Origin of the sequence: Dyella ginsengisoli, from assembly GCF_044904665.1 — a bacterium.
GTDB lineage: Bacteria > Pseudomonadota > Gammaproteobacteria > Xanthomonadales > Rhodanobacteraceae > Dyella_A > Dyella_A ginsengisoli.
Genome location: NZ_JADIKM010000002.1, coordinates 437386 through 450300 on the forward strand (window position 1 = coordinate 437386; position 12915 = coordinate 450300).

Sequence of the window (12915 nt, forward strand, 5' to 3'; positions counted from 1 at the left end):
GCACGCGCTCAACCCGCCTCTTCGGCGGTGTCCTCCTCGCGCGGCGCCTGCACCAGCGCACCCTCGATCGCGTCTGCCAGCTGCGCGCCGGAGATCGGCTTGCGCACGAAGCCGTCCATGCCCGCGGCGCGCGCCTGCGCCTCTTCGTCGCCGCCGGAGCGGGCGGTGATCGCCACGATGGGCAGGCGTTCGCCCGGGCCTTCGCGCTGGCGGATCATCCGCGCCACCTGGAAGCCGTCCACGCCGGGCAGATCCAGATCGAGCAGCATCACGTCGAAGTGCGCGTTGCTCAGTTCGGCCAGCGCGCCGAGGCCGTGCGCGACGTAGGTGGCGCGGTGGCCCTGCGCGTCGAGCAGGCCACGCAGCACCGCCGCCACGATCGCATCGTCCTCCACCAGCAGCACGCGGCACGAGGGCACCTGGCCGCGCTGGGGCGCCGGCGCGGGCGCCGACGTCACGGCGGTGCCGTCGGCCACTTCCGGCAACGGCAGGCGCACGCGGAAGGTGCTGCCGTGGGCGAGCCGCGATTCCAGCTCGATCGAGCCGCCCATCAGGGTCACCAGCTCACGGCAGATCGCCAGACCCAGCCCGCTGCCGGCGCGGCGCTGCGGGCCGTCTTCCTGCTCGAAGCGCTGGAACAGCCGCGACTGGCTCGCTTCGGGAATGCCCGGGCCGGTGTCGCTCACGCTGAACACCACACCGTCGGCCGTGCGCCGCGCCCCCAGCGTCACCTGCCCGCGCTCGGTGAATTTCACCGCGTTGCCGGTGAGGTTGAGCAGGATCTGCTTGATCCGCGTGACGTCGCCAAGCAGCCGCGGTGGCAGCTCCGGCGTGGGCTCCAGCGTGAAACCGATGCGCTTGCCGTGCGCCTGCGCCAGGGTGAGCCGGGTCACGTCCTGCAGCAGCTCGCGCGGGTCGAACGGCGCGGGCTCCAGTTCGAAGCGGCCGGCCTCGATGCGGGCCAGGTCGAGCGCGTCGTTGAGCAGCTTCAGCAGCATCGCGCCGGAGCGCTGCATGGCGTGTGCGTAGTCGTTCTGGTCCGGCCGCAGCGGCGTGGTGAGCAGCAGCTCGGCCATGCCGATCACGCCGGTCATCGGCGTGCGGATCTCGTGGCTGAGCGTGGCGAGGAAGCGCGTCTTGGCGGCGCTGGCCGCTTCCGCCAACTGGCGCTGCTGCTCGGAGAGATCCAGGCGATGCCGCTGGGCCAACCGGCGCTGCCACAGCGCCAGCACGAACATCGCCAGCAGCCCGGCCGTGATGGCGTAGGCCAGCCACGCCCACCAGCGTGCCCACGGCGGCGCGTCGACGTGGATGCGTAGCGGTTGGCCCAGCGTGATCCAGCGGCTGTTGGCTCCCGTGCCCATCACTTCCAGCCGGTAGTCGCCCGCCGCGAGGCCGGCAAATTCGCGCTCGCCGCGATGGTCGACGTCGACCCAGCCCGGGTCCAGCCCGACCATGCGGAAACGGTAGCGGTTGGCCGCCGGATCGATGTAGGAAAACAGCCGCGCCACCACGCTCACCTCGCGGTCGCGCCAGTCGATGGTGAGCGTGCCGTCCGGCGGCAGCTCGTGCAGCTTGCCGTGGCGGCGCACGCGCACGCCGGTGATCGCCAGCGACGGCGTGCTGTCCTGCTCGGTGATGCGGTCGGGGTTGAAGCCCACCACGCCGCCGAAGGTGGGCGCGTAGATGGTGCCGTCTTCCAGACGGCTGTAGCCGCGGAAGAATTCGCCGTTGGCCAGGCCGTCCTGCAGGCCCATCGCACGGAAGCGACCGGTGTCCGGATCGAAACGCCACAGCCCGTCGCTGCCGAAGATCCACACGCGCTTGTGCGCGTCGATGCGCAGGTCGACCACGTTGATCGAGGGCCAGCCCTGGTCGGCGCGCACGCGGCGATCGAGCGTGAGGCCGTCGGGCGCGAGGCGGTAATGCTCCAGCCCGTCGGAGCGCGCCAGCCAGAAGCCGTCGGGCGAGCTGTCGAAGGCGTCGACGGAGCGGTCGTTGGCCACGCCGGGCACCGGCTCGAAATATCCGTGGCCGGGATCGAGCCGATACAGGCCGCCGTCGCTGGCGTACCAGAACACGCCGAAGCGCAGCGTCATCTGGCTGCCCCAGCGTGCGCGCTCGTTGCCGCCCTCGATCGGCACGGGCATCACCGCCAGCGTCTGCGGATCGATGCGGAACAGGCCCTGGTTGAAGGTGCGCACATAGAGCTGGCGTTCCGGTCCGGCCTCCACCTCCAGTGGCGTGAGCAGGATCTGTCGCTGCGGATCGACGCGATCGAGCCGGCCGTCGCGGTACCGGTACAGCGCGCCCTTGGTGGCAATCCACAGGTTGTGGTCGGTGTCCTCGGTCATGCCCTGCACGTCGCCGCGCAGGTCCGACAGCACGTGCTGCACGCGCCCGGTGGACGGTTCGAGCTTGTCCACCCGGCCGCCGCGCTCGCCCACCCACAGCGTGCCGTCGCGCGCACGCGCCATCGCGGTGGCCATCGAGTCGCGCAGGCTGTCGGGGTCGTCGGGGACGTGCGTGTAGCGGCTCATGCCGTGCCAGCCGGGCGCGAGGTAAGCCACGCCGCCGTCGAACAGCGCGAACCACAGCCCGCCCTCGCGATCGACCGTGATCTTCCACACCCAGCTGCCGGGCAGGTTGCCGTACATCACCGGCTTGTCGATCACAGCGATCAGCGGGTCGTGCGGGTGCTCCTGCAGGTACAGGCCCTTCTGCGTGCCGATCCACAGCCGCCCCGCCCGGTCGCGCGCGCTGGTCATGATGTTGGTGTCGGGCAGGCCGGGCGTGTCGAACGGGCGTGCCACGTCGTCATCGCCCACCAGGAACAGGCCGTGAGTGGCGGCAATGCGGATCTCGTCGTCGCCGGCGTTGCCGTCGATCGACCAGGCGTCGATCAGCAGCGTCGGATCGACGCCGCGGATGCGCCGGATGCGGCCGTCCGGATCGCGCCGGAACACCCCGTGCGCGCTGCCGATCCACAGCCGGTCGTGGCGGTCGACAAACAGCGCAGCCACCGCGCCGAAATGGTCGGCCTCGCCGTCGTCGCGCGGCGGGCTGGGCACGTGGTCGAAGTGGCGACCGTCCGCGCGCATGCGGTCCAGGCCCTCCTCGGTGCCCACCCACAGCGTGCCGTCGGCGGTCTGCGCCATCGTCCACACCTTGTCGATCGCCAGGCTGGCCGGATCGGCCGGATCGTGCGCCCAGTGCTCGAAGCCGCCACTGGCCGGGTCGTAGCGGTTCAAGCCCGCTTCCAGGCCGCTGGTCCACAACCGGCCCTGGCGATCCACCAGCAGGCCGCCCACCGTGTTGTGCGGCAGCGACGCGGGATCGCCGGCGACGTGGTGAAACACCTGGAACTGCACGCCGTCGTAGCGCGCCAGACCGCCCTTGGTACCGAACCACATGGCGCCGGCCGGGTCCTGCACCACCGCGTACACGCTGCTGCTGGGCAGGCCCTCGGCGGTGCCGTAGCGGCGGAACTGCGGCGTCGGCAGCGCGCCACCCGGCGCCGGCATCACCGCGGCGGCGGGCGGCGACGCGGCCGCGGCCGGAGCGCCCGGCCCCGCAGCGGCCAGCAGGCCGATGGCCATTACCAGCGATGGAAACATGCGATCCCCTTGCGCCATCCGAGCCATGGCAGGTCCGATCATGCCAAATCCGCGACGCGGCGGCTTGTCCGGAAGGTCGTGGCTCAGACCGGCAGCGCGGCCGCGGCGATCGCCACGTCCATCGCGCGGGCCAGTTGCTCGCCCGACAGCGGCTTGCGCAGGAAGTGATCCATGCCGGCCTCGCGGCTGCGCTGCTCCTCGTCGCCGCCGGAGCGCGCGGTGATCGCCACGATCGGCAGGCGTTCGCCCTCGCCTTCGCGCTGGCGGATCATCCGCGCCAGCTGGAAGCCGTCCACGCCGGGCAGGTCCAGGTCCAGCAGCAGCAGGTCGAACGGGCCGGCGCCCAGCTCCACCAGTGCGCCGAGGCCGTTGGTGACGTAGGTGACCGCGTGGCCCTGGCGCTCCAGCAGGCCGCGGATCACCGCCGCCACGGTGACGTCGTCCTCCACCAGCAACACGTGCAGCACGCGCAGGCTCATCGCCGGTGGCGCCGCGCTCGGTACGGCGGCAGACAGCTCGCGCAGCGGCAGCCGCACGCGGAAGGTGCTGCCCTGGGCGAGCCGCGATTCCAGTTCGATCGAGCCGCCCATCAGGGTCACCAGTTCGCGGCAGATCGCCAGCCCCAGCCCGCTGCCGGCCCGGCGCTGCGGGCCGGCCTCCTGCTCGAAGCGCTGGAACAATCGCGACTGGCTCGCTTCGGGAATGCCCGGGCCGGTGTCGGCCACGCTGAACATCACGCCGTCGGTGCTGCGCTGCGCGCCCAGCGTGACCTTGCCGCGCTCGGTGAACTTCACCGCGTTGGTCACCAGGTTGAGCAGGATCTGTTCGATGCGCAGCGCGTCGCCGAGCAGCGACGTCGGCAGGTCGGGCGCCAGCTCCAGCGAAAAGGCGATGCCCTTGCTGCGCGCCTGCCCGGCGACCAGTCGGGTCACGTCGTCCAGCAGCTGGCGCGGATCGAACGGCGCGGGCTCCAGCATGAAGCGCCCGGCCTCGATGCGGGCCAGGTCGAGCGCGTCGTTGAGCAGTTTCAGCAGCATCGAGCCGGAGCGCTGCATGGCGTGCGCGTAGTCGCTCTGGTCCGGCCGCAGCGGCGTCGTGAGCAGCAGCTCGGCCATGCCGATCACGCCGGTCATCGGCGTGCGGATCTCGTGGCTGAGCGTGGCCAGGAACTGCGTCTTGGCCGCGTTGGCCTGCTCGGCCAGATGGCGCTGCTGCTCGGCCAACTGGATGCGGTGGCGCTGCGCCACGCGGCGGCGCCATGCCAGCGACAGCGTCGCGGCCAGCGCGGCCGCCACCACGGCATAGGCCAGCCATGCCCACCAGCGGTTCCACGGCGGCGCATCGACGTGGATCGCCAGCGGCGCCGCCAGCGTGCCCCATGCGCCGCCCGGCGCGGCGGCCATCACCCGCAGCGTGTAGTCGCCCGCGCCCAGTCCGGCAAATTCGCGCTCGCCGTGAGGGCCCACGTCTACCCAATCGCTATCGAAGCCGTCGAGCCGGAAGCGGAAACGATTCCCCGCCGGATTGATGAACGATGCCGCCCGCGCCACCACGCGCAAATCGCGGTCGCGCCAGCCCAGCGACAGCGCGCCGCCTTCGACCACCGGCAGCGCGCGCACGGCGCCGTGCCGGCGCACGCTGAGCGCGCTCAGGAATACCGTCGGCGCCACCGCCTTGCGCGATTGCGCCGCCAGCCGCTCGGGACTGAAGCCGACCACACCGCCCTTGGTCGCACCGTAGATCATGCCGTTGGCGAGCATCGCCGTGCGGTCGTTGTTGAACTCGCCGTCGAGCAGGCCGTCCTGCGGCCCGAACCGGGTGAACGCGCCGGAGGCCGGGTCGAAGCGCCACAACCCCTGCGTGGCGAACAGCCACAGCCGATCCTCGCGATCGGTGCGCATGCCGAGGATGTCGCGACTCTGCCACTCGGGCGGCACCGTCACCACGCGGTCGCTCACCGCGCGGCCGTCGGCGTAGCGGTAATGCTCCAGCCCGTTCTCCCACGCCACCCAGAAACCGCTGCGATCGAACGCGACGGCCATGATGAAGCGCTGCGGCACGCCCTCGACGAACATCATGCGGTGGCTCGTGCGATCCAGCCGCATCAGGCCCGCCGCACTGGCGTACCAGGGGTCGCCGTCGCGCGTGGCGAACACCGAGACGTTGCGCGCGGCCGCCACGTCCGGCATCGGCACCGGCTGCACCTGGCGGCTCTGCGTGTCGATCGCGAAGATGCCCTCGCCCCACGCCGCCACGTAGACGTGCCCGTCGTCCGAGTAGACCAGCCGGGTGGGGCGGGTGAGCCCCACCGGCGCGGTGTCCAGCGGCTGCACGCGACCGCCCTCCACCACGTACAGCGCCCCTTGCCCGGCCGCCCACAACCGGTGCTGCGGGTCTTCCACCATCGAGATCACCGACTCAGGCATGCGCGCCACCACGTGCTCGACCTCGCCGGTGGCCGGATCGAGCTTGTCGATGCCGCCGACCTCGCCCACCCACAGCCGGTTGTCGCGGCTGGCCACCACCACTTCGGCCGCGGTGGTGGCTAGGCTGGTGGGGTCGTCCGGCACGTGGGTCATGCGGCTGAAGCCGTCCCAGCCCGGGCCGAGGTAGGCGGCGCCGCCGTCGGCCACGGCAAACCACAGGCCGCCCTCGCGGTCGCGCGTGATCTGCCAGATCGAGTCGGCCGGCAGCCCGCCCGGCAACAGCGAGTGGCCGGTGAACATGCGCCCGCTGCCGTCGCCGTTGTCCAGCCACGCGCCCTGCTGCGTGCCCACCCACAGCCGCCCGCGCGCGTCGCGCACGCTGCTCATGGAACGCACGCCGGCAAGCCACGCCGGACGCGCCACACCGTCGGCACCGATGCGCAGCACACCGTTGCTGGTGGACACACGCACCTCGTCGCCACCGCCCTCGATGCGCCAGATCTTGCTGAGGTCGCCCTTGAACGAAGGGTCGACCGGCACCCGCCGCAGCGCGCCGTCGGGGCTGCGCAGATAGATGCCGCGCTCGCTGCCGATCCACAGCCGGCCGTTGTTCTCGGCCAGCAGCGCGCGCGTGGGCCCCATGCCGCGCGGCGACAGGTCCGGCGGCAGCGTGGTGTCGATCACGTGCTCGAAACCGCGGCCGTCCCGGCGCAGCCGATCGAGCCCGTCCTGCGTGGCCACCCACAGCTGGCCATCGGGCGTCTGCGCGATCGACCACACCTCGTCATGCGCCAGGCTGGCGGGGTTGGCGTCGTCGTGCTGCCACTGGGCGAAGCCACCGCTGGCCGGCTCGTAGCGGCTGAGTCCGCCGGACACGCCGCCGGCCCAGAGCCGCCCGGCGCGATCGACGAACAGCGTGTAGATCTGGTTGTTCGGCAGCGAATGCGGGTCGGCCACGTCGTGGCGAAACACGGTGAAGTCCACGCCGTCGTAGCGGCCGATGCCGCCGGTGGTGCCGAACCACATCGCGCCCTGGTGATCCTGCACCACCGCATAGACCATCGCGCCGGGCAGTCCGTCGGCCAGGCCGTAGCGGCGAAACTGCGGGGTGGCCAGCGGAGCGGCCGCGCTGGCCGATGCCGCGACGGGCGCGGCGCTGCCGCTCGCCACGGGCGTGGCGAAGGCCAACATCAGTCCAAGCACCCACGACACCATGAGCCATCCCCTGCCAGCATGCGCTGCCGATTCCGGCCCGCATCGCGGGCGATTCGCCCGCTGCGAGCTGTGGATCATGCCAAAAATCGCGCGCCGCCGATCTGTCGCAGATTCCTACAGCGCCGGCGCGCCCTGCCGGAGGACGCAACCGTGGACGTGCCCGCCAGGGGTTCGCCGATGGGACAATCTGTTCCACCGGCTGCGCTGGCACGGTCATTCGTCTTCGTCCAGACTCGTCGAATGACGCTGCGACTGCCCGTATTGATCGTTCTCGCCACCCTCGCGCTCACCGGCGCGGCGCCCGCGCGGGCCGCCACCGACAGCTACCGTTTCGACACGGTGCATAGCCAGGTGCTTTTCAACATCACCCACGACGGCTACTCGCGCCCGTGGGGCCGCCTGCACATCGCCAGGGGCTGGCTGCGCTTCGATCCGGATCACTGGGAGAACTCGGCCACCGAGCTGGATATCGACCTCAACAGCCTGGACATGGGCGACGCCGACTGGAACAAGGCGGTGCTCAAGCCCGCCCTGCTCGATGCCGCCGGCCACCGCTACGCGCACTTCGCCAGTACGTCGGTGGAACGCACCGACGACAGCCACGGCGTGATCCACGGCCAGCTCACCCTGCGCGGCGTGAGCAAGGCCGTGGACGTGCCGTTCCAGTTCAACCGCCTCGCCCGCACGGTCTACGGCCTGCATACCGTCGCCGGCTTCTCCGCCACCGCCGCGCTGGACCGCCGCGAGTTCGGCATCACCGCCTTCGCCAACTCCATCGGCGACCAGGTGCTGGTGCAGCTGGAGATCGAGGCCATCCGCGACGCCGGGGCCGCGCCCGCATCCACATCCGCACCCACATCGCAGGACAAGCCATGAGCCTTCGCAGCACCGACCGCCAGTGGGGCAGCGTCGCCAAGTTCTTTCACTGGATCATGGCGCTGGCCATCCTGGTCAACGGCGTGTGGGGTCTGCTGATGACCGACATGACGCCGTCGATGAGCAAGATCAGCGTGTACGCGTGGCACAAGTCGATCGGCCTCACCGTGCTGGCGCTGTTCGCGCTGCGCCTGCTGTGGCGCGCGTTCGACCGCCGCCCCAGGGACGAGCCCGGCCCGCGCTGGCAGCAGCTCGCCGCGCATGCCGTGCACGGCGTGCTGTACCTGATGATCGTGGCGCTGCCGCTCACCGGCTGGTGGTTCAACTCGCTGCGCGGCTTCCCGCTGCAGTACTTCAAGCTGTTCAACCTCCCGGCCATCGCCGCCAAGAACGAGGAGCTGGCCAAGGTCGCGCACGAGGCGCACGAGCTCTTGTTCTGGGCGCTGCTGCTGGTGCTGGTGGCGCACGTGGGCGCGGCCATCAAGCACCACGTGTTCGACAACGACAACGTGCTGCGCCGGATGCTGCCGTTCGGCCGCCCGCGCGACTGATGCTTTCCTTTAAAGGAGATCGACCATGACGCGATTTGCCCTGCTCCTGTGCGCGCTGGCCCTGCCGGGCCTCGCCAGCGCCGCCGACTACACCGTGCAGCCGTCCGGCAGCACGCTGGCTTTCCACGGCAACTTCCAAGGCTCGGGCTTCGACGGCCACTTCGAGAAGTTCGACGCCGCCATCGCCTACGACCCGGCGCATCTCGACGCGTCGAAGTTCGACGTCATCGTCGACCTTGCCAGCGCTAAGACCGGAGACAACGACCGCGATACCGCCCTGCCCGGCAGCGACTTCTTCAACGTTGCCCAATTCCCCAAGGCCCACTTCGTCACCACCGCCTTCCACCAGAGCGGCACCACCGTCATCGCCGACGGCAACCTCACCCTGCACGGCGTCACCAAGCCGGTCAGCCTCACCGTGGACTTCAAGCCGAACGGCAAGAACGCCACGCTCGACGTGAAGGGCACCGTGAAGCGGCTGGATTTCGGCGTGGGCGGCGGGGATTACGCGGATACGTCGGTGATCGCCGATGAGGTGGCGGTGACGGCGCATCTGAATCTGACGGCGAAGTAGGTCACGCGCTGGCCGAAGTCGAGTCCGACATCTCCGAGACTGGACGAGGGGTGGCGTTATTCACTCCCCGCAAGGCTGTCTGGCGCGTCAAGAAATACCCGCACCGCCGCCGCATCGAACGGCCAGTCCAGCTCCCGCCCATCCCGCGTATCCCGAAGCACCGGCACGCGCGTGCCGTAGCGCGCTTCCAGTTCGGCGCTGTCGTCCACCCATTCGCTGTCGAAATCCGGCGCGCGCGCCTCGGCCATCACGGCGAGGGCGGCGTCGCACAGGTGGCAGTAATCGCGCTGGTAGAGGATCAGGTGGCTCATCAACACACGCGGGCGTACAGACGCCGGGCTGGCGGGAGCGCCTAGAATAGCGGGCCTTCCCCACTCCCCCGCAGCGTATCCATGGCCGTCAGCGTCTTCGACCTCTTCAAGATCGGCATCGGGCCGTCCTCGTCGCACACGGTGGGGCCGATGCGCGCGGCGGCGCGTTTCTGCGAGCGCTGGCTGGACGAGAAGGGTGTGCTGGACCGGGTGGCGCGCGTGCGCGCGGAGCTGTTCGGCTCGCTGGCGATGACCGGCCGCGGCCACGGCACCGACAAGGCGGTGTTGCTGGGCCTGGAAGGCGCGCACCCGGACACGGTGGACCCGGACAGCATTCCTGCCACGCTCGCGCGCATCCGCAAGGAGCACCGCATCGTGCTGCTCGGTCGCCACACCATCGTGTTCGACGAGAAGGCCGACCTGGTGTTCAACAAGCGCCAGAAGCTGCCGTTCCACACCAACGGCATGCGCTTTTCCGCCTACGACGCCAACGGCAACGAGTTGGCCACGCGCGACTACTACTCGGTGGGCGGCGGCTTCGTGGTGAATCACGACGAGGCGGCCGAGGACCGCATCGTGGCCGACACCACCGAGCAGCCCTACGCGTTTTCCAGCGGCGACCAGCTCTTGAAGCTGTGCGAGCAGCACGGACTCACCATCGCCCAGCTGATGCTGGCCAACGAGAGCGTGTGGCGGCCGGAAGCGGAAACGCGCGCCGGCCTGCTGACCATCTGGCAGGCGATGCAGGACTGCGTGGCGCGCGGCCTGCGTTCGCCCGGCGTCCTGCCGGGCGGGTTGAAGGTGGCGCGCCGCGCGCCGGCGATGGCCGAGGATCTGCGCCGCCAGCCCGAGGCCGCACTGAAGGACCCGCTCACGATCCTCGACTGGGTGAATCTCTACGCGCTGGCGGTGAACGAGGAGAACGCCGCCGGCGGCCGCGTGGTGACCGCGCCCACCAACGGCGCGGCTGGCATCGTGCCGGCGGTGCTGCAGTACTTCCACCGCTTCTGCCCGCGCTTCGACGAGAACGGCGTGGTCGACTTCCTGCTCACCGCGGGCGCGATCGGCATCCTCTACAAGGAGAACGCCTCGATCTCCGGCGCCGAGGTCGGCTGCCAGGGCGAGGTGGGCGTGGCCTGCTCGATGGCCGCCGGCGGGCTCACCGCCGCACTGGGCGGCAGCATCTGGCAGGTGGAGAACGCCGCCGAGATCGGCATGGAGCACAACCTGGGCCTCACCTGCGACCCGATCGGCGGCCTGGTGCAGATTCCCTGCATCGAGCGCAACGCGATGGGCTCGGTGAAGGCGATCAACGCCAGCCGTATGGCGCTCAAGAGCGACGGCAAGCACCGCGTGTCGTTGGACAAGGTGATCGCCACCATGCGCGCCACCGGCCGCGACATGAAGGACAAGTACAAGGAGACGTCGCGCGGCGGCCTCGCGGTGAACGTGATCGAGTGCTGACAGGAATCACGCCCTCCTTTCACTGATGCCAGCCCTCGGCTTCCCGCAGCCGTCGGTGCCCGCGCCGTATTTCTCGTGCATGGCCTCCCCCTGCGTGGGAAAGAGCGCCGATCGGCATGTCCGGGAGCGCCCCCGAAATAATTCCTTCCGGAAGACCCTGCCGTATCCGCGCAGGGCGCACGCGCCAAGCCATCTCGCATGGATGATGCGCTGGTTCCGGGATGCGCGGATCAGCCGGCACCCGCCGGGCGACGTACACGCGCCCTCGACGTCTCAGGCCGCCGGCTGCAGTCGGCGCTGCGCAATGGCCGCCACCAGCCGGGCCAGCTTCTCGGGATTGCGTTGCACGTGCACGCGGGTGATGCGGTCGCCGTCGCTTTCATAGGACTGGGCAGACTCCAGCTCGCCATCGATATAGCGCAGCACGGCATGCTGGCCGTTGATCATCACCCGCTCGATGCGCAGAGCATCCTTGTGGCGCAGCGTGGCAGCGCAACCACACGTCCTGCACGATGTCCTCGGATTCCGAAACGGAACCGAGCAGGCGGTAGGCGATGCCCTGCAGCCTCGGCCGCAGATCGCGGAAAGTGGCGGTGGCGACGTCCATCGGATGGACCGTGATATCGACCTAACGTCGTCAGCCTACGCCGATTGCCACCCGACGACGCCAAGGCGCGGGAATACGGTCGACACCGCACCGTACGGCCACCCCTCCCAGGAACCCGGCGCCCCGAAGCGGCGCGACGAATGCTCAATGCTCCGGAATCAGCACCGGCTTGTCCTGCTCCTTCAGCAGGAACACCACGAACCGGGCCGGCTCGGTCTTGCTGGCGTTGCGGCCGACGGTATGCACGTCCTCCGGGCCTTCGTAGAAGGTCTGGCCCGGCCCCAGCGTGACCGGCTTGGCGTTGTTCAGGGCCATCGTGATGTGGCCCTCGAGCACGTAGACGAAGGCGTGGGCATAGTGGCGGTGGACCGGATCGACCGAGCCGGGTGGGTAGGTGACCAGGATCATCTCGCCCTCCTTGCCGGGATAGTCCTTGAGTGCCTTGGTCATCAGCTCCGCCACCTTGGCCGTCGGCGCACCCGGGACGGCAATGGCGTGCTCGGTCTGATGGGCCGCCGCCGCGCCGGTGGCGAGCAGCAACAGCAGTCCGAAGGTCTTGAAGCTGCGCATGGAAGTGTCCTCATGAAGGGGCCGTGCCGGTGACGGCGGGCGTGGAGAACGCGATCGGCGCGACAACGCCGCGCCGATCGGGGGATCAGGCCAGGCCGGCCTTGTCCAGCCCGTAGGCCTTGTCGGCGGTACCGGGGACGCTGGTGAAGGCGACATTGATGCGGTTCCAGGCGTTGATCGCCATCACCGCATAGGTGAGCTCGGTGAGCTCCTTTTCGGTGAACTGCTCACGGACCAGCGCATAGATGTCGTCCGGCACGCCGTGCGGCGACAGTTGCGTCAGCACCTCGGTCCACGCCAGCGCCGCGCGCTCGCGCTCGGAGAACAGCGGGGATTCGCGCCACACCGTGAGGTGGTGGATGCGCAGCGGACGCTCGCCGTGAATCATCGCCTGCTTGATGTGCATGTCCACGCAGAAGGCGCAGCCGTTGATCTGCGAGGCGCGGATCTCGACGAGGTGGCCGATGGCCGCCTCGATGCCGCCCTGGGCGGCCTGCATGCTGATGGCGACGAGCTTCTTGAACAGCTCGGGGGCTTGCTGCTGGTAGTCGATACGCTGGGTCATGGTCTGAATCCTCGGTGGGCGTCTGGTCGTCCCTCAGATCGGCTGAGGTAGCTGCTCGCGCTCGATGGCGTGACCGGCTCAGCCTAGGTTCGTGGTGCCGGGTGCGGTAGGTCCGGCGGCGGGCTCCTGGTGTTGCTGC

11 protein-coding genes are annotated in these 12915 nt (G+C 70.1%); 4 read left to right on the plus strand and 7 right to left on the minus strand.

From position 1 onward, the window contains the following. Nucleotides 1–8: 8 nt before the first annotated feature. Nucleotides 9–3617, minus strand: a complete 3609-nt coding sequence (locus tag ISP17_RS08915) for a hybrid sensor histidine kinase/response regulator (RefSeq protein WP_404632219.1) — start codon at nucleotides 3615–3617, stop codon at nucleotides 9–11. Between the two features lie 83 nt (nucleotides 3618–3700). Next, on the minus strand, nucleotides 3701–7234 hold the full coding sequence (locus ISP17_RS08920; RefSeq protein ID WP_404632221.1) for a hybrid sensor histidine kinase/response regulator: 3534 nt from the start codon (nucleotides 7232–7234) through the stop codon (nucleotides 3701–3703). Between the two features lie 264 nt (nucleotides 7235–7498). Between ISP17_RS08920 and ISP17_RS08925 the strand changes: the two genes are divergently transcribed. From ISP17_RS08925 to ISP17_RS08935, 3 genes are read left to right on the plus strand one after another with little or no spacing between them, the layout of a single operon-like run. Further along, nucleotides 7499–8134 carry a YceI family protein gene (locus ISP17_RS08925; RefSeq protein ID WP_404632223.1) on the plus strand — a complete coding sequence of 212 codons (636 nt, stop codon included), beginning with the start codon at nucleotides 7499–7501 and terminating at the stop codon, nucleotides 8132–8134. Further along, complete coding sequence (locus tag ISP17_RS08930) at nucleotides 8131–8685, plus strand: cytochrome b (protein ID WP_404632225.1); 555 nt, start codon at nucleotides 8131–8133, stop codon at nucleotides 8683–8685. Before ISP17_RS08925 ends, ISP17_RS08930 begins: the two co-directional genes overlap by 4 nt. A gap of 25 nt (nucleotides 8686–8710) precedes the next feature. Next, nucleotides 8711–9259 (plus strand): YceI family protein, encoded by a 549-nt coding sequence (locus ISP17_RS08935; protein ID WP_404632227.1) that lies wholly within the window; start codon nucleotides 8711–8713, stop codon nucleotides 9257–9259. 56 nt (nucleotides 9260–9315) lie between these two features. Here the strand turns inward: ISP17_RS08935 and ISP17_RS08940 are convergent, their stop codons facing one another. Beyond that, complete coding sequence (locus tag ISP17_RS08940; protein WP_404632229.1) at nucleotides 9316–9570, minus strand: glutaredoxin family protein; 255 nt, start codon at nucleotides 9568–9570, stop codon at nucleotides 9316–9318. Nucleotides 9571–9651: 81 nt separating this feature from the next. Between ISP17_RS08940 and ISP17_RS08945 the strand changes: the two genes are divergently transcribed. Next, nucleotides 9652–11034, plus strand: a complete 1383-nt coding sequence (locus ISP17_RS08945) for an L-serine ammonia-lyase (RefSeq protein WP_404632231.1) — start codon at nucleotides 9652–9654, stop codon at nucleotides 11032–11034. Nucleotides 11035–11307: 273 nt separating this feature from the next. Here the strand turns inward: ISP17_RS08945 and ISP17_RS08950 are convergent, their stop codons facing one another. The 4 genes from ISP17_RS08950 to ISP17_RS08965 form a co-directional block, all read right to left on the minus strand. After that, a complete protein-coding gene (locus ISP17_RS08950) occupies nucleotides 11308–11481 on the minus strand; it encodes a hypothetical protein (protein ID WP_404632695.1) in 174 nt (57 codons plus the stop codon). Then, nucleotides 11414–11641 carry a sigma factor gene (locus ISP17_RS08955; RefSeq protein ID WP_404632233.1) on the minus strand — a complete coding sequence of 76 codons (228 nt, stop codon included), beginning with the start codon at nucleotides 11639–11641 and terminating at the stop codon, nucleotides 11414–11416. The genes ISP17_RS08950 and ISP17_RS08955 overlap by 68 nt, the downstream gene beginning before the upstream one ends. A gap of 144 nt (nucleotides 11642–11785) precedes the next feature. After that, nucleotides 11786–12211 carry a cupin domain-containing protein gene (locus tag ISP17_RS08960; protein ID WP_404632235.1) on the minus strand — a complete coding sequence of 142 codons (426 nt, stop codon included), beginning with the start codon at nucleotides 12209–12211 and terminating at the stop codon, nucleotides 11786–11788. Nucleotides 12212–12296: 85 nt separating this feature from the next. Further along, a complete protein-coding gene (locus ISP17_RS08965) occupies nucleotides 12297–12776 on the minus strand; it encodes a carboxymuconolactone decarboxylase family protein (RefSeq protein WP_404632237.1) in 480 nt (159 codons plus the stop codon). Between the last annotated feature and the right edge of the window lie 139 nt (nucleotides 12777–12915).

Coding starts and splice junctions, on each gene's coding strand:
- ISP17_RS08930 (WP_404632225.1), top strand. CDS start 8,131: ATGAGCCTTCGCAGCACCGACCGCCAGTGGGGCAGCGTCGCCAAGTTC.
- ISP17_RS08950 (WP_404632695.1), bottom strand. CDS start 11,481: ATGATCAACGGCCAGCATGCCGTGCTGCGCTATATCGATGGCGAGCTG.
- ISP17_RS08935 (WP_404632227.1), top strand. CDS start 8,711: ATGACGCGATTTGCCCTGCTCCTGTGCGCGCTGGCCCTGCCGGGCCTC.
- ISP17_RS08920 (WP_404632221.1), bottom strand. CDS start 7,234: ATGTTGGCCTTCGCCACGCCCGTGGCGAGCGGCAGCGCCGCGCCCGTC.
- ISP17_RS08965 (WP_404632237.1), bottom strand. CDS start 12,776: ATGACCCAGCGTATCGACTACCAGCAGCAAGCCCCCGAGCTGTTCAAG.
- ISP17_RS08915 (WP_404632219.1), bottom strand. CDS start 3,617: ATGTTTCCATCGCTGGTAATGGCCATCGGCCTGCTGGCCGCTGCGGGG.
- ISP17_RS08955 (WP_404632233.1), bottom strand. CDS start 11,641: ATGGACGTCGCCACCGCCACTTTCCGCGATCTGCGGCCGAGGCTGCAG.
- ISP17_RS08960 (WP_404632235.1), bottom strand. CDS start 12,211: ATGCGCAGCTTCAAGACCTTCGGACTGCTGTTGCTGCTCGCCACCGGC.
- ISP17_RS08925 (WP_404632223.1), top strand. CDS start 7,499: ATGACGCTGCGACTGCCCGTATTGATCGTTCTCGCCACCCTCGCGCTC.
- ISP17_RS08940 (WP_404632229.1), bottom strand. CDS start 9,570: ATGAGCCACCTGATCCTCTACCAGCGCGATTACTGCCACCTGTGCGAC.
- ISP17_RS08945 (WP_404632231.1), top strand. CDS start 9,652: ATGGCCGTCAGCGTCTTCGACCTCTTCAAGATCGGCATCGGGCCGTCC.